The 14,616-nt window shown below is 71.5% G+C and carries 19 protein-coding genes and 1 riboswitch; of the genes, 8 read left to right on the top strand and 11 right to left on the bottom strand.

Annotated elements, in window-relative coordinates; genetic code table 11:
• The first annotated feature begins 11 nt into the window (after positions 1-11).
• Positions 12-530, top strand: a complete 519-nt coding sequence (locus ACYVIP_RS16020; RefSeq protein ID WP_460396847.1) for a sigma-70 family RNA polymerase sigma factor — start codon at positions 12-14, stop codon at positions 528-530.
• Positions 531-617: 87 nt separating this feature from the next.
• Here the strand turns inward: ACYVIP_RS16020 and ACYVIP_RS16015 are convergent, their stop codons facing one another.
• The 5 genes from ACYVIP_RS16015 to ACYVIP_RS15995 all read right to left on the bottom strand — a co-directional run bounded on the left by ACYVIP_RS16015 (position 618) and on the right by ACYVIP_RS15995 (position 5,499).
• Positions 618-1,391: a hypothetical protein gene (locus ACYVIP_RS16015; protein ID WP_460396845.1), complete on the bottom strand. Its 774-nt coding sequence runs from the start codon at positions 1,389-1,391 to the stop codon at positions 618-620.
• A 548-nt stretch (positions 1,392-1,939) separates the two neighbouring features.
• The gene (locus tag ACYVIP_RS16010; protein ID WP_460396843.1) at positions 1,940-3,037 is read right to left on the bottom strand and encodes a glycosyltransferase; all 1,098 of its coding nucleotides are present in this window, start codon (positions 3,035-3,037) and stop codon (positions 1,940-1,942) included.
• Complete coding sequence (locus ACYVIP_RS16005) at positions 3,034-4,107, bottom strand: glycosyltransferase (protein ID WP_460396841.1); 1,074 nt, start codon at positions 4,105-4,107, stop codon at positions 3,034-3,036. The genes ACYVIP_RS16010 and ACYVIP_RS16005 overlap by 4 nt, the downstream gene beginning before the upstream one ends.
• 200 nt (positions 4,108-4,307) lie before the next feature.
• Positions 4,308-5,066, bottom strand: coding sequence for a S1 family peptidase (locus tag ACYVIP_RS16000; protein ID WP_460396839.1), 759 nt, complete (start codon positions 5,064-5,066; stop codon positions 4,308-4,310).
• Between the two features lie 118 nt (positions 5,067-5,184).
• Positions 5,185-5,499 carry a DMT family transporter gene (locus ACYVIP_RS15995; RefSeq protein WP_460396837.1) on the bottom strand — a complete coding sequence of 105 codons (315 nt, stop codon included), beginning with the start codon at positions 5,497-5,499 and terminating at the stop codon, positions 5,185-5,187.
• A gap of 7 nt (positions 5,500-5,506) precedes the next feature.
• A riboswitch (guanidine-III (ykkC-III) riboswitch) is annotated at positions 5,507-5,573 on the bottom strand.
• A gap of 168 nt (positions 5,574-5,741) precedes the next feature.
• Here ACYVIP_RS15995 and ACYVIP_RS15990 point away from each other — a divergent pair.
• Positions 5,742-6,479: a glycerophosphodiester phosphodiesterase family protein gene (locus tag ACYVIP_RS15990; RefSeq protein ID WP_460396835.1), complete on the top strand. Its 738-nt coding sequence runs from the start codon at positions 5,742-5,744 to the stop codon at positions 6,477-6,479.
• Here the strand turns inward: ACYVIP_RS15990 and ACYVIP_RS15985 are convergent.
• Positions 6,470-6,925, bottom strand: a complete 456-nt coding sequence (locus tag ACYVIP_RS15985; protein WP_460396833.1) for a DUF4231 domain-containing protein — start codon at positions 6,923-6,925, stop codon at positions 6,470-6,472. The genes ACYVIP_RS15990 and ACYVIP_RS15985 overlap by 10 nt on opposite strands.
• A gap of 70 nt (positions 6,926-6,995) precedes the next feature.
• On the opposite strand from ACYVIP_RS15985, the gene ACYVIP_RS15980 reads away from it, so the two are divergent.
• Entirely contained in the window at positions 6,996-7,748 is a 753-nt protein-coding gene (locus ACYVIP_RS15980; RefSeq protein WP_460396831.1) for a DUF5995 family protein, read from the top strand.
• Positions 7,749-7,763: 15 nt separating this feature from the next.
• Here ACYVIP_RS15980 and ACYVIP_RS15975 read toward each other — a convergent pair whose 3' ends face one another.
• Positions 7,764-8,267 (bottom strand): MarR family winged helix-turn-helix transcriptional regulator, encoded by a 504-nt coding sequence (locus tag ACYVIP_RS15975; RefSeq protein ID WP_460396828.1) that lies wholly within the window; start codon positions 8,265-8,267, stop codon positions 7,764-7,766.
• Between the two features lie 40 nt (positions 8,268-8,307).
• Here ACYVIP_RS15975 and ACYVIP_RS15970 point away from each other — a divergent pair, with 40 nt between their 5' ends.
• The 3 genes from ACYVIP_RS15970 to ACYVIP_RS15960 all read left to right on the top strand — a co-directional run bounded on the left by ACYVIP_RS15970 (position 8,308) and on the right by ACYVIP_RS15960 (position 10,248).
• On the top strand, positions 8,308-9,159 hold the full coding sequence (locus ACYVIP_RS15970; protein WP_460396826.1) for an EamA family transporter: 852 nt from the start codon (positions 8,308-8,310) through the stop codon (positions 9,157-9,159).
• A gap of 184 nt (positions 9,160-9,343) precedes the next feature.
• On the top strand, positions 9,344-9,859 hold the full coding sequence (locus tag ACYVIP_RS15965) for a cysteine dioxygenase (protein ID WP_460396824.1): 516 nt from the start codon (positions 9,344-9,346) through the stop codon (positions 9,857-9,859).
• Positions 9,856-10,248, top strand: a complete 393-nt coding sequence (locus tag ACYVIP_RS15960; RefSeq protein ID WP_460396822.1) for a rhodanese-like domain-containing protein — start codon at positions 9,856-9,858, stop codon at positions 10,246-10,248. The genes ACYVIP_RS15965 and ACYVIP_RS15960 overlap by 4 nt, the downstream gene beginning before the upstream one ends.
• Here the strand turns inward: ACYVIP_RS15960 and ACYVIP_RS15955 are convergent.
• Together ACYVIP_RS15955 and ACYVIP_RS15950 are read right to left on the bottom strand one after the other, a co-directional pair.
• Positions 10,245-11,018 (bottom strand): IclR family transcriptional regulator, encoded by a 774-nt coding sequence (locus ACYVIP_RS15955; protein ID WP_460396820.1) that lies wholly within the window; start codon positions 11,016-11,018, stop codon positions 10,245-10,247. The genes ACYVIP_RS15960 and ACYVIP_RS15955 overlap by 4 nt on opposite strands.
• Before the next feature lie 63 nt (positions 11,019-11,081).
• Complete coding sequence (locus ACYVIP_RS15950; RefSeq protein ID WP_460396817.1) at positions 11,082-11,621, bottom strand: winged helix-turn-helix domain-containing protein; 540 nt, start codon at positions 11,619-11,621, stop codon at positions 11,082-11,084.
• A 229-nt stretch (positions 11,622-11,850) separates the two neighbouring features.
• On the opposite strand from ACYVIP_RS15950, the gene ACYVIP_RS15945 reads away from it, so the two are divergent.
• Positions 11,851-12,411, top strand: coding sequence for a nuclear transport factor 2 family protein (locus ACYVIP_RS15945; RefSeq protein ID WP_460396815.1), 561 nt, complete (start codon positions 11,851-11,853; stop codon positions 12,409-12,411).
• A 98-nt stretch (positions 12,412-12,509) separates the two neighbouring features.
• Entirely contained in the window at positions 12,510-13,097 is a 588-nt protein-coding gene (locus ACYVIP_RS15940) for a response regulator transcription factor (RefSeq protein WP_460396979.1), read from the top strand.
• Here ACYVIP_RS15940 and ACYVIP_RS15935 read toward each other — a convergent pair.
• Positions 13,087-14,313, bottom strand: a complete 1,227-nt coding sequence (locus tag ACYVIP_RS15935; protein WP_460396813.1) for an amidase family protein — start codon at positions 14,311-14,313, stop codon at positions 13,087-13,089. The genes ACYVIP_RS15940 and ACYVIP_RS15935 overlap by 11 nt on opposite strands.
• Positions 14,310-14,552: a hypothetical protein gene (locus tag ACYVIP_RS15930; protein ID WP_460396977.1), complete on the bottom strand. Its 243-nt coding sequence runs from the start codon at positions 14,550-14,552 to the stop codon at positions 14,310-14,312. Before ACYVIP_RS15930 ends, ACYVIP_RS15935 begins: the two co-directional genes overlap by 4 nt.
• Positions 14,553-14,616 lie beyond the last annotated feature (64 nt).

Here is a 14,616-nt window from a genome sequence, read left to right as displayed (position 1 = left end):
CCCCGGCCCCGGTGAACTGGGAGCAGATCTACACCGAACACTGTCCGGCCATGATCGAGCTGGCGGCGCGGCGCACCACTGATCGGTCCGATGTGGACGCCGCGGATCTCGTACACGAGGCTTTTGTCGCGGTACTCAGTGATCCGCCGGCGCACGAGCCGAACTGGCCGGACCTGCTGACCGCGCGGATGGCCGAGTCCTGCGTTCGGGCCACCGATCCGGTGGTCGACGAGCAGCCCATCGAGGACGCCGCCGACGTCGCGGTCCGCCGGCTCGCCGCGGGCGAGGTACGGCAACGGATCCTGCGGGTGATGGGTTACATGACCGAACGCCAGCGGGAGATCACCCGGCTGCGGCTGTTCGAAGGGCTGAGCGTCGGCGAGATCGCGGCCAGGATGAACACCTCGTCGTCCAACGTCTCGCAGATCGTGATCCGCTGTCTCAGCAAGCTCGCGCCGAGCCTGACCCAGTTCGACACCTTCGACCAGCGCGACCTCGAGCGGGTCCGGCCGCCACGGCGGCTCAACTGACCGGCCGAGCCCGCGGCGGATCAGCACAACCACATGAGGAAGCGCCGGCTCCCAGGGCGTGGGAGCCGGCGCCATCGTGCTTCGTGGTCAGCCAGCCTCGACGCCGCTGCCCTCGGCACTCTGCGTCCAGGCGCCACCGATGCCGGCGTAGGCCAGGAGCTCGTCGAACTCGTAGGCGGCGAAGCCGCCCTGGTCGCCTTCGACGGCGAGCTGGGCACCTTCCACCGCGCCGGAGTACGCGCCATCGACGACCGGGCCGACCGCGGTGGTCAGCTCGTCGAACTCGGCGGCACTCAGGCCAGGCGCGTCGGTGCGGGGGGTCACCGAGGCCGAAGCGACCTGCTCGTGGGTGGCCGCGACCGGCTGGTCGACGTTGGCCGGCTTGACCGACTCAGCGGCGGCGGGCCGGTCGCTGTCGACGTGTGCCGGCTTGTCCGACTGGACGTGGGCCGGCTTGTTGGCCGGCTTGTCCGACTGGACGTCGGCCGGCTTGTTGGCCGGCTTCTCCGACGCGACGGCGACCGGCTGGTCGGCGAGCAGTGCCGACTCGGCCGCGACCGGCTGGTCGACGGCTGCCGACTCGGCGGCGACTGGCTGGTCGACGGCGTTGACCGATGCCGGGTTCGTCGACTCCGCCGCGACGGGCTGGGCGTCGGCGGCGAAGGTCGCCGGCCTGACCGAGTCCAGGGCGGTGGCGAAGTTCTCGTGCTGGTGATCGAACCAGTGCGCGGGACCGTCACTGATCGAGACGCCGATCTCGGTCACATCGACATCGGTGTTGTTGTAGATCCCGTTGATGTTCTGGTTCGTGTCGATGTCCTCGTCGATGATGGTTACATCGGTTTCGTCGACGATGGACACGGAATCACCGGGCTTGTCACCCCTAACCTGCTCCGCGACCGAAGGCTCGTCCACCGCTTCAGCGGACGCGGTCAGCGGACCAGCCATCATGGCGATCGGTACGGCAAGGGCCGCGAAAAGCACACTGCGGCCAGCCAACTTCGGCATTTGCAGTCTCCTTACGAAGGTTTCGTTGTCCGTTGTTCCGGACGTTTGTAAAGTTACCGCGAATCACCCCTGGTATTACCCATCTCACCGCAAAGTGGGTGTCAACGCCCCGTTCGTGCAAAGTCAATTCGGTAAGTGACGGAAATTGATCACGCTGGCGACTCGGATACGCGAATTGACCCGCTACCTGGGCGTATCTGTCGGTACGAAGGTAACGGTGCGGACTGGTCGGCTCGCTCGCCAGCGCACTTACCGGATATCGCGATCAAAATCGAGCATTGTCACTCGATCGGCGCGGCGACGGTGCGGCCGCGCCTGGTTCGCGGTCGTGGCGCAGCAGCTCGACCATGCCCACCTGGTCCCTCGGGTGTCACGAGAAACCCCTCAACAACGAACGCCGCTCAGCCGACGACCAGCTTCTCGATCAGGATGGCGATTCGGTCGGCCGCCCGGTCGGCGGCGAACAGGTCGGCGACGCGTCGCCGACCGCGCCGGCCCTCGTGGTCGGCCAGCGCGGGGTGGGTCAGCCGGTCGATGACCGCCTCGGTCAGCGCCCGCACGTCGCCCTCGGCCACCACGGCCCCCGCGCCGGCCACACTCTGCCGGACGCCACCGACATCGAAGGCCACCACCGACCGCCCGCACGCCATCGCCTCCAACGGCACCAGCGCCATGCCCTCCGCCCTGGACGGCAGCACGACCACGTCGGCGGCCGCGTAGTGCGCGCCGACGTCGTCGCTGTGGCCCCACCAGCACACCGACTCGTGCCAGGCGATCGGATGGCTCGCCCGCCACCGCGCGCCCATCGGCCCGTCGCCGACGAACACCAGCCGGGCGTCGGGCACCTCGGCCAGTACCGCCGGCCAGCCAACGAGCAGTTGGTCCTGGCCCTTGAGGTGGGCCAGCCGCCCGACGCACACCGCGATCGGCGCGTCGACCGGCAGGCCGAGCCAGCGCCGGGCGGCGGCCCGGCTGCTCGGCCGCAGCCGCTCGGTGTCCACGCCGTTGCACACCACCTCCGCCGGGGTGCCGATCCCCTCGGCGCGACCGGCGGCCAGCTCGTCGTCGCTGACGCACACGAGCTGGTCGGTCCACCGCGTCGCGTGCCGTTCCCACATCGCCGCCGCGCGCCGCAGCGGGCCGGGCGCGGCCTGGAAGGACCACAGGTGCGGCTGGAACAGCGTCGGCACCTGACCGCGCAGCGCGAGCCGGCCGGCGAGGCCGGCGACCGAGCTGTGCAGGTGGACCGCGTCCGGCTCCAGCCAGTCCAGGATTCGCCGCAGTGCCGCCACGTCCGCGACCAGCCGCGAGCCAGGGCCGCGGGTGCCCTGCCAGGCGTACACCTCGATACCCGCCTCGCGGCACCGGTCCGGCAGCCGGCCGGTCGGCGGGCAGACCACGGTGACCGGCCAGCCGAGACCGAGCTGTGCGGTGGCGAGCTGGCCGACCACCTCGGCCACGCCCGCGGTCACCGGCTGGCTCACGTGCACGACCCTCATCGCCCGCCTCCGCGCACGGCGGCCCGCAGCAGCTTGTCGTAGCTCCGCAGCAACGTGTCCGCGTTGTGTCTGATGTGGACATGCAGGGTGCCGGCCGACGCCGCGGCCAGTCGTGCCCGCTCGTCGAACAACAGGGCGCGCACCGCGGCCGCGGTGGCGGTCGGGTCGCCAGGGGGCACCAACAGCCCACCGCCACCGGCGAGCGCGGCCCGCGTACCGTCCACATCGGACGCGACCACCGGCGTGCCGGCGGCCATCGACTCCAGCACGGCGATCGGCATGCCCTCCCAGTCGCTGGTGAGTACCGACAGGTCGGCGGCGGCCAGCAGGTCGGGCACGTCGTCGCGGGGGCCGAGGAACCGGACCCGGTGGCTGAGGCCCAACTCGGCGCACCGGGCGGTCAGCGCCGTGCGCAGGCTGCCGTCCCCGGCCAGCAGCAGGATCGCGCCGTCGACCTTCGTCCACGCCGAGAGCAGCACGTCGTGGCGTTTCTGTGGTTCCAGCCGGGCCGCGCACAGGGCGACCGGCACGCGGTCGTCGAGGCCGAGGGCCGCGCGCGCGGCCGTGCGGTCCAGTGCCGGTGGCCAGGGGAACACGGCGTTGGGTACGGTCACCGGTCCGGCCAGTCCGGCGGCCCGCAACCCGTCGGCGGCCGAGTCGGCGACCGCGACCACCGTCCGCGAGGTGTGCCGCAGGATCCGCGCGGCCGCCGGATAGTCGGCGCGCGTCACGCCGTGAAACACCGTCACCACCGGGATTCGGTACTCGGCCACCGCGAGCCGGGCGACCACGCTGGCCGAGACGTTGTGTGCAAGCACGACATTCGGCAGGAACCGGCGCACGGCCGCCCTGGTCGCCCACCCGGCGCGCAGCACCCCGGTGGCACGGCGGCGGGCGACCGGCACCGGGAAGACCGGCACGCCGCGCGCCCGCAGTGTGTCGGCGCGATGCCCGCCCCCGCTGGCCACCGCCGACACCCAGCCGACCGATTCGCCGGCCAGTGCCATCCCCGCGGCGAGTGTCTCCGCACCGCCGCTGCCCATCTCACTGATCACCTGGAGCACCCGCACAGGCCGCCCCTCCTTCTCGCCGCGTCGCGGGCAGAAGGGTACGGGTCGCCGGTCGAATACCCGACCGAAGTATGGGGTCCGTCGAATTACGTGCCCAAGGTAGAAACTCTCGCCGGAAACAACCCAGAACGAGAACAAGAATCACCCGTACGGGCCCGGCGGTGCCGCACTCGCATCAGCTGAGGCACCGCCGGTTCCGGTCAGACCGCGCCGGCGTACTGGCTGATCCAGGAACGGAAGTACGGCACGTCGACGTAGATCGACGGCTCCCGGGCGCAGGTGGCGCTGCCGCCGGAGCGGCTGGTGGCGCCGATCAGCTGCCAGACACCGTTGACCCGCTTGATCTCCGGGCCGCCGGAGTCGCCGTAGCAGGCGCCCCGCGAGTTGTCCGGGTTGTCGGTGCAGATCTCACTGGCCGCGCGGATCCCACCGCCGGAGCACTCGCTGTCGCTGACGATCGAGGTGTTCAGCTCCTGCAGGGTGATCGGTGCCGAGCCGCAGCTCGGCGGTGCGCAGGTCTGGCCCCAGCCGGTGATCCTGGTCTGCGTGCCGGTCGCGCCGGAGGTCGACGCCACGGCCACCGGTTGCTGGCTGACCGAGGTGGACAGCTGGAGCAGGGCGATGTCGGCGGACGGGTGGCCGATTCGTCTGGCCACCCTGGCGACCGTGCCGCCGCTGGTGCGGTTGGTGGTGCCGACCCGAACCTGGTACGGGGTGCCACAGTGGGCCGCGGTCACCACCCAGTTCGCCTTGATGAGCGAGCCGCCGCAGGAGTGGCCGCCGCTGCTGTTCTGCAGTGAGGCCATGAATGAGTAGGTCTCGGTCGCGTTGCCCCCACCCACGATGAACGGCGTGACGTCCTGGGGCGTGGTGGCGGCCGCGGTGGTCGGCGCCGTGAGTGCGGTGACCGCGGTAGCGGCGGTGGCGACCAAGCTCACGAGCAGGGATCGTGCTCTCATGGTTCCATCTCCTGTTGTCGGCCCGAGCCCATCGACCCGGGTAACGACAACGTAAGGACCCGCCGACCATGTGGGGCACCTCCATTCGGTCGTTCACATCAACAGAAGGCCGCCCGGCTCAGTGCGCGAACTTGAGGCCGACGACCCCGGCGACGATCAGCAACAGGCACATCATGCGCACGAGCGTGACCGGTTCGGAAAGAAAGACCATGCCGAACCCGGCGGTGCCCACGGCGCCGATACCGACCCAGATCGCATAGGCGGTGCCGATCGGAATGGTGCGCATCGCATAGCTGAGCCCGCCCATACTGAGCACCAGCGCGACGCCGAACACCAGTGCGGGGATCAGCCGGGTGAGGTTGGCGCTCCTGCCGAGGGCGATCGCCCAGACGGTTTCGAGCAGGCCGGAGATGACGAGGATTATCCAGTGCATGAGGTTAGGTGTGTCGTCTTTGCCTGGCCGGGTACGACACCCTCGTCCGGTGCGGCGCTGGCCCGCGCCACCCGGTCCCACCATAGCCGAGTTCACCAGCCACCCGCCGCGACCGGGCAGCGCCACGCGGTGCCCGGTCGCGGCGGGTGCAGCGAAGGGCTCCTTCACTGCACCCAACGCAGCGAAGGGCTCCTTCGCTGCGTTGGGCCGCCGCGGGCACCCGTCCGGGTATGTTGCTGGGCGTGTCCGAACTCGCTTGGCTCACCACCCGCCCGATCGCGCATCGCGGTCTGTACGACGAGGCGGCCGGCCGCCCGGAGAACTCGCTCGCCGCGTTCGCGCACGCGGTGTCGGTCGACGTGCCGTTCGAGTTCGACGTCCAGCTCACCAGCGACGGCCAGCCGGTGGTGCTGCACGACGCGGATGTCGCCGCGATCACCGGCCACGCGGGCGGGGTGCACGAGCTGGACGCGCGGGCGGTGCGCACGTTGCGGCTGCCAGGCGACCAGCGCGTGCCGACGCTCGAGCAGGTCCTCGAACTGGTCGACGGGCGGGTGCCGATGGTGGTCGACGTGCGCCGGTGGGGGCTGCGGCACTCTCCCGGCCTGGAGCGCGCGGTCGCCGACCGGCTGCGCGGCTACCGGGGCACGGCGGTGGTGCAGTCGTTCGACCCGTTCGCGTTGCGCCGGTTGCGCCGGATGTTGCCCGGGTTGGGGGTCGGCCAGGCGTCGGGCTCCCTGCGGTCGGCGCCGCCGGTGGTCCGGGCGATCGGCCGGACCATGGTGACCAACGCGTTCACCCGGCCGGACTTCCTGACCTACGAGCTGGCCGAGCTGCCCAACCGGTTCGTGTCGTGGTGGCGCGCCGACAACCGGCCGGTGATCGCCTACACCACGTACTCCGGCGCGGAGGAGGCCACCGCACGGCGGCTCGCGGACGGGTTCTTCTTCGCCGGCTACCTGCCGGCCGTCTACCGCTGAGCCGGCAGATCCCCGCGCTGCACCGGGAACGCGAGGTCCTTGAAGAACGACTCCGCCTCGAACTTGCGGATCTCGTGCACCTGCTCCAGCAGCTCCAACACGGCGTCGTGGTCGCTGCCGGCCGGCCGGCAGCGCCAGGTCCACAGCGCCGAGGTGATGGCCATCTCCGTCTTGCGCAGCAGGATCCAGGACTGGTCCCAGCGGTAGAACGCCCGCAGCGAGGTGATCGTCGCGACGAGCACGCCGGTGAGCGAGATCGCGATGTCCTTGCCCGCGTAGTCGATGCTCACCAACAGCGGCAGCCCGGCCCCGGCGAGGATCACCACGATCCCACTGAGCCGGTAGAGCCGGCGATGCCAGGTGGCGCGCAGGTCGTACACCTGGCGCAGCCGCAGCGCGTAGGCCTCGGCCGCGGCGACGAAATCGGCCGAATCGTGATTCGGCAATTCAACCCTGACCGGCGATCGGAACCCCATATACTGCATGCTCCCACACACGATGACCTGGGAGTCGTGAATGGTGGCGGACAACATCGACGAGGTCGTCGACGGGCTTGCCGAGATCGTGCTGGCGGCGCGCGACGCGGGCGACCGGGTCGGCTATTTCGCCGCGTTGTACCGGCAGGTGACCGTCGAGGTGCGTACCGCGATCCACAGTGGACAGTTCGACGACGGTCCGCGAATGGACCGGTTCGACACCCTGTTCGGCAACCGCTATCTCGACGCGCTGGACGCGTGGCGGCGTGACCGGAGTGGACCGAGATGTTGGCGGGAGACGTTCGGACTACTGGACGACAGCGACACCGTCATCGTCCAACACCTCCTGCTCGGGGTGAACGCGCATATCAACCTCGATCTGGCGATCGCCGCCGCGCGGACCGCACCCGGCGCGGCCATCCACGGGCTGCGCCGGGATTTCCTGCTGATCAACGACATCCTGGCGCGGGTGGTGCTCGAGGTGCAGGCCTCGCTCGGCGCGGTGTCGCCGTACCTGTGGCTGCTGGACCAGTTCGGTGGGCGCGGTGACGAGTGGATCCTGGACTTCAGCATCCGCCGGTCCCGGCAGGAGGCCTGGCGCAACGCCGTGCTGCTGGCCGGCCAGGACGGCGAGGAGATGGTTGACGCGCTCGACGCGCGCGCCGCCGTGCTCGCCAGGTTGATCGCGCGGCCGGGTGGTCTCGTTCGGCCCGCGCTGCAACTGATCCGCAGCGCGGAGAGCGACGACGTGCCGGCGGTCATCGCCCATCTCGACCGGGCCATGGCGGACTGAGGAGTCCATTGAGGACTACTCGGGTTGCTCGACGCGCGCCAGCCAGGCGCTGAGCAGTTCCTCGAGGGTGCTCGCCTGCTCGCCGGTCAGTTCGGCCAGCAGGCGGTGCTCGTTGGCCATGTGCTCGGTGAACGCCCGGTCGATCAGCGCCCGTCCCGCCTCAGTCAGCGCCACCACCCGGCCCCGGCCGTCGGCCGCGCTCGGGCGGCGGGCGACCAGCCCGTCGCGCTCCAGCCGGTCGAGGCGCTTGGTCATCGCGCCGGTGGTGACCATGGTGAACCGCGCGAGCTCACCCGGGGCGCGCTCGAACGGCGCGCCCGCGCGGCGCAGCGCGGCCAGCACGTCGAACTCGCCCTCGCCGAGCCCGTAGCGGCGGTACACCACGCACAGTTGCTCAGTGAGATGGCCGGCGAGCCGGTGCAGCCGGCCGATCACGCCCTGCGGCCCGACGTCGAGGTCCGGCCGTTCGCGGGCCCACTCCGCCTGGATGCGCGCGACGTGGTCGAGGTCCTCTGCCATGCGCCACACTATAGCTTCCCGGGAAGTTATAATAGCTTCCGTGGAAGCTAAATTACGGTGGGCGCTGGTCACCGCGATCGCGCCGGTGGCCTGGGGGTCCAACTACTACGTGACCCACGAGTTCCTGCCGGCCGGCAACCCGCTGTACGGCGCGCTGATCCGCGCGTTGCCGGCGGGGCTGCTGCTGCTCGCGGTATGCCGGCGGCTGCCGACCGGGGTGTGGTGGTGGCGCTCGCTGGTGCTCGGCACGCTCAACGTCGGCGCCTTCTTCGTGCTGATCTACCTCGCCGCCCAACAGCTGCCGACCAGCGTCGCCTCGACGGTGATGGCCAGCTCGCCGGTGGTGATGATGCTGTTCGCCTGGCTACTGCTGGCCGACCCGCCGCCGGCCCGCCACCTGCTGGGCGCCGGCCTGGGCATCGGCGGCGTCGCGCTGATGCTGCTGGCCGGCACCGGCGCGGTCGACGCTGGCGGCGTGCTGGCCTCGGCGGGCGCGATGGTGATGTCGTCGTTCGGGTACGTGCTGGCCAAGCGGTGGGGCCGGGACGGTGGCGCGGGGGTCGGCGTGCTCGCCTCGACGTCCTGGCAGCTGGTCGCGGGCGGGCTGGTGCTGGTGCCCTTCGCCGTCGTCGTGGAGGGGGCGCCGCCGGCACTGGACGCGCCGGCCGTCGCCGGGTTCGCCTACGTGGCCGTGGTCGCCACGGCGGTGGCCTTCGCCGCCTGGTTCGCCGGGCTGCGCCACCTCAGCGCCGGCACGGTCGGCCTGGTCGGCCTGCTGAACCCGGTCACCGGGGTGTTGCTCGGCACCGCCGTGGCCACCGAGGCGCTCACCGGCCGTCAGCTCGGTGGGCTGGCCCTGGTCCTCGTGGGGGTTCTGCTCGCAATGCGGTAGAGCATCCCACATTGTGGATGCGAGTGCGATGGTGGTCCGTCCGGTGCCACGATCTCGATGTGTCTCGTTCCCTTCACACCTGGCGTGACCGCACGGTCGACCTGTTACTCGTCGCCTCGAGCACCTGTCCCCGCCCGAGCCGGACATGCCAGGTCGTTTCGTTTCGTGGAACCAGGAGAGAACCGTGACGTCGTCGCTTGTTGACCTGCCAGAAGTCCTTGCCGAGGTGGACTTTCCCGAGCTGCGTGCCCTGCTGCACCCCGACCGTGACCTCTGGTCGGCCGGCCAGCTGCGGTCGCTGACCCGACAGGTGTCCACCGAGCTGAGCACCGCGCTGTTGGTCACCGCCAGGTACCACTCCGACCAGCGGTGGTGGGCCAGGCTGGCGCTGACCGGCGGGGTCGAGCTGTGGCTGCTGTCGTGGCTGCCGGGGCAGGCCACCCGCCCGCACGACCACGGCGGCGCGTCCGGGTCGTTCACCGTGCTGCGCGGGACGCTGTCGGAGACCTTCCGCTACCCCAGGGGCAGTGTCCAGCGGGGCGAGCGGGAGGTGGGGGAGACCGTGGCGTTCGGCGCCGGCCGGGCGCACGTCGTGGCCAACACCGGGACCGAGGCCGCGCTGAGCGTGCACGCCTACTCGCCGCCGCTGGTGCCGACGCGGGAGTACGCGAGCCTGGCCGACCTCGGCGCGGCGTCGTGAACGTCGAGGGCCTACTGGCCAGGGCCCGGGCCGAGCTGGACCGGGTCTACGTGCGGGACGCCTACGAGCGGCAGCGGCGGGGCGCGCTGCTGGTGGACATCCGGCCGTATCACAACAGGTTGGCCGAGGGCGAGATCCCGGGCGCGCTGGTGGTCGAGCGGATCGTGCTGGAGTGGCGGCTGGACCCGGCGAGCCCGGACCGGGTCCCCGAGGCGTCCTCGGCGGACGCGGTGATCGTGTTCTGCAACGAGGGCTACGCGTCCAGCCTCGCCGCCCGCGAGCTGCGGGGCATCGGGTTACCGAACGCGACCGACCTGGTCGGCGGGTTCCGGGCGTGGAAACAGGCCGACCTGCCGGTCACCCGCGGCGGCTCCCTGGCGATCACCTAGGTGTCGAGCAGGGCGGCGATCCGGTGGGTGGCCTTGTCCAGCAGCGTGGCCAGCTCGGGTAGCCGCTCGTCGGTGATCCGGACGGTCGGGCCCTGGATCGCGACCGCGCCGATCACCCCGCCGCCCTGCCGCAGCACGGGCGCGGCGATGGCCCGGACCCCGGGATTGCGCTCCTCGTCGTTGAGCGCCCAGCCGCGCTCGCGGACCAGCTCCAACTCCGACCGCAGCTCGTCGCGGTCGGTGATCGTGCGGTGGGTCGACTGGACGAGGTTGCCGAGCCGGGCGATCTGGTCGTCGATCTCGCCGCTGTTGGCCAGCAGGCACTTGCCCATGGCCGACACGTGCATCGGCACCCGGCTGCCGGCCTCCTGGGAGAACCGCAGCGGCTGACGGGACGGGATGTCCAGCACCACCCGCACCTCGTCGCCGGCGCGGATGCCCAGGTTGATCGACTCGCCGGTGGCCGAGCCGAGCTCCTCCAGCAGCGGCAGCGCCTGCCGGTAGCCGAGCCGCTGCTCGGCCTTGCGGCCGAGGACGACCAGCGCCGGGCCGAGCTGGTAGCGCTCGGTCCTCGGGTCCTGCAGCAGCACACCGGCCTCGGTGAGCGTGCGGGCGAGGCGATGGGCGGTACTCGGGGTGAGGCCGGTCCGCTGGGCGAGCTCGGTGACGCCGACCCCGTGGTCGTCGGCCTCGATACAGCGCAGCACGCTGAGCGCGCGTTCGACGCTCTGCGCGCCGGAGCGTGGCGGACTTGCGGACGCGTCGGTCACGCCGGCATCCTCGCACATCGCCGGATCATGGCGGCCACGCCTCAGCATCATGGCGGCCGTGCCTCAGCGGCTCTCCACAATGGAGGGACTCGGGTCCAGGATGACCCGATGGGTCCCGTCGAAGCGGTAGCCGACCCCGCGGACCGTGGTGATCACCGTGCGGTACGGGCCGAGCTTGTCGCGCAGCCGCCGGACGTGCACGTCGACCGTCCGGCTGCCACGCGCTTCGGCCACGCCCCAGACCTCGGCCATCAGCGCGCCCCGCCGGTGCACCTGGTTGGGCCGGGTGGCCAGGAACTCGAGCAGGTCGTACTCGAGGCGGGTGAGCTCGAGCGGCTCGCCGTCGCGCAGCACCATCCGGGAACTCGGCCGGATGCGCAGCCGCTCGTCTCGAGTGTCCTGTGTGGACTGTCGGGGGATGTGTGGCCAGGCCGGCAGTGTCGACCCGTTGGGCACGGTCATGGCGGCGCCGGGTAGCGCGCTCACGGTGTGCAGGACATCGGCGAGCGCGTTCAGCCCGTCCGCGGTCGGCGGCAGGTCGATGCTCAGCTGTACGACCAGCCTGGTGGCTGGGTGTTGGGTGGGTAGCTGAGCGTGGCGCACAGGACCATCGCACCCGAGTGGTTCCGGTGCTGTCAACGACAGCGGAACGGTGTTCGCAATGTGGGAGATAATTCCACATTGCGGAGAAGTGTGTCAGGCTTGGCGCAAGGTGACTCGAGCTGACTGACCACTTCGGACACTCGGGTCGCGTCGGCTGAGCAACTCCGCCTGCAGCATGTTCGCTGAAACCGTCGGCCGGCCGGGAGCCGACACGCCGTATGGTCGGCACATGAGCTCGCTCGAGGAGACGGTCGCCGCGCTGGCCAGGCGGGTCGCGGTACTCGAGGCGGAGGCCGAGATCCGCCGCGTCCAGGCGCGCTACCTGTTCCTGTGCGACACGCCGTGCCCCGAGTTCGGCGTCCGGGACGATCGTCACCGGATCGACCTGATCATGGACCTCTACACCGAGGACGCCGTCTGGGAAGGCGTCGGGGAGTACTACGAGGGCCAGTTCGGCCGGGCGGAGGGCGCGGCGGCGATCCGCCGGCACTTCGAGGCGTTCTGGAGTCCCGAGCGCGATCCCGCGCTGGTGCTGAACGTCCATTACCTCACCTCCGAACAGATCCACGTCGACGGCGACCGGGCCACCGGTCAGTGGGTCCACCTCCAACCGTGGCTGTTCGCCGACGGCACGGGCGTACTGCGGTCCAGCAGACTCAACAACACCTTCCGCGCGGTCGACGACACCTGGCGAATCACCCACACCCGCACCGAGAACGCCCTCATCGGCCCCCTACCCCCAACCTGGCCGACCTCCTACCCGACAACCTCGGTCCTGATGACGCCATGACCCCACATCCCCGCAACCACCACGCAACCGGCACCTCAGGGGAACGTGACGCGACTCAGCCACAAGTACGTTCCCCAGGAGGCGGAACCGTTCACGTCATTGACGACGACGAAGGTCTGCGGACGTCGTTGGTCTTTCTGTTGGCGAGTGTGGGTATTCAGGCTTTTCACTATCCGGACGCGCCCTGTTTTCTCGCCGAGTTCGATCCGGACGAGCCGGCGGTGGTCATTGTCGACGTGCGCATGCCGGGGGTCAGCGGATTCCAACTGCAGGAGCGGCTGATCGAGCTCGACTATCCGGCGCCGATCGTGTTCTGCTCGGCCCACGGCGACATTCCGATGTCGGTCAGGGCGCTGACCAACGGCGCGGTCGACTTCCTGGAGAAACCCTACGAGCCGCAGCGGATGATCGACGTCGTCCAGGCCCAGCTCACCGAAGCCGGCCGCCGGTTCGCCGACCACGCCCACCGGCGCGAGGTCCAGCGTCGGGTCGCCACCCTGACCCAGCGGGAACGGGAGGTCCTCCGCCTGGTCGTCGACGGGCAGCCAAGTCAGCTCATCGCCCGTCGGCTCGGCGCGAGCGTGCGGACGATCGACGTCCACCGCGCACGGATCAAGGCCAAGACCGACGCCGACAGCCTCGGCACGCTCGTCCGCGACATCCTGCGCCACCAGGTCACCGTCTGAGCGTGGCCTCGACCCAGCACCCGGTGGCCAACAGCGTGGCCTCACCGCGCGCCTGCCCGACGAGTTGGAGACCGAGCGGCAGCCCGGCGGCGCTCCGCCGTCCCGGCACGCCGACCGCCGGCAACCCGAGCGCCTGCCACGGCCGGCTGAGCACCGGGTCACCGGTGGCCGTGAGCCCCGCCGGCGCGGCGCCGAGGGCGGCCGGACCCAGGACGGCGTCGTAGCCCGCCACCAGCTCCGCCACCCGAGGCACCGCGTCGGCCACCGTCTGCCGCGCGGCCTGGTAGTCGTGCTCCGAAGTCGCGGAACCGGTGCGCAGCAGCTGGGCGAGCTGTTGGCTGAGCCTGGACCGGTCCTCGGTGCGCTCGCGGGCCGCCTCGTAGGCCATCACCACCAGGTGGGCGGCGGTCAACCCGGCGACCAGCTCGTCGTCGGGGAAGTCCGCGACCACCGCGCCCCCGGCGGCCAGCCGCTCGCGCGCCCGCGCGAGCGCGGTCCGGTCCACCGCGCCGGGCGGGGTCCACACCAGCAGCCGGGGCGGGTGGTCGGCCCGCCGCGCCGGATCGGGCGTGCCGGTCAACGCCGACCAGGCCAGCGCCAGGTCGGTGACCGCCGCGGCGTAGCAGCCGTGGCTGTCCAGGCTCGCGCTCAGCCCGCTGACCCCGTCCATGGGCAGCCGGCCGTGACTGAACACCAGCGACGCGACCCCGCAGAACGACCCCGGCCGGGTCACCGAGCCCGCGGTCTGCGACCCGAGCGCCACCGGCACGTGCCCGGCGGCCACCGCGGCCGCCGAGCCGCTCGACGATCCGCCGGGGGTGTGTCCCGGGGCGGCCGGGTTGTGCGTCGGGCCGGGGGAGAAGTAGGCGAACTCGGTGGTCACGGTCTTGCCGACGGGCACGGCCCCCGCCCGCCGCCAGGCGGCGACGATCGCCGCGTCGGCCGTGGCCGGCGGGGCGTCGGCCAGCAGCGGGGTGCCGCACCTGGTCGGCAGGCCGGCGACGTCGATGATGTCCTTGACGCCCAGCGGGACGCCGCCGAGCGGGCCGCCGGCCGGTGTGGGCGCCGGCGCGTGCTCGACCCAGGCCAGCAGGTCCCGGTCGGTCGCCGCGATCCTGGCGCGGGACCTGGCCAGCGCCTCGGCCGGGGTGGTGGTGCCGGTGGCGAGGTCGCCGGCCAGCTCGCGCAGCGACCACGGCGCCCAGTGCGCTGTCACGTCCATTCCGCGTCGGCCTCCCAGTAGTCCATGCCGGTGGCGCTGACCGCGTGCCGCCACGGGGAGGTCCGCCGCAACCGCGGCTCGACCTCGGCGGTCACCGCGTCGGCCGCGTCCGGGCCGTCGGCCGGGGCCTGCCAGTGCACCCAGTTCAGCTCCCGCCCGTCCGGGTCGCGCACGAACAGGTCGACATGCCGCCAGCCGTAACCATGCGTGTCGTTGTAGCAGGTCAGAGTCATCGTCGACACGTGCACGCTCCCTGTCCCCACGCAGCGAAGGGTCCCTTCACTGCGCCCAGTGCAG

The sequence above is a fragment of the Actinophytocola sediminis genome (assembly GCF_054779715.1).
Note: the sequence above shows the minus strand (reverse complement) of the source record. Positions and strands in the feature narration are given on the sequence as shown.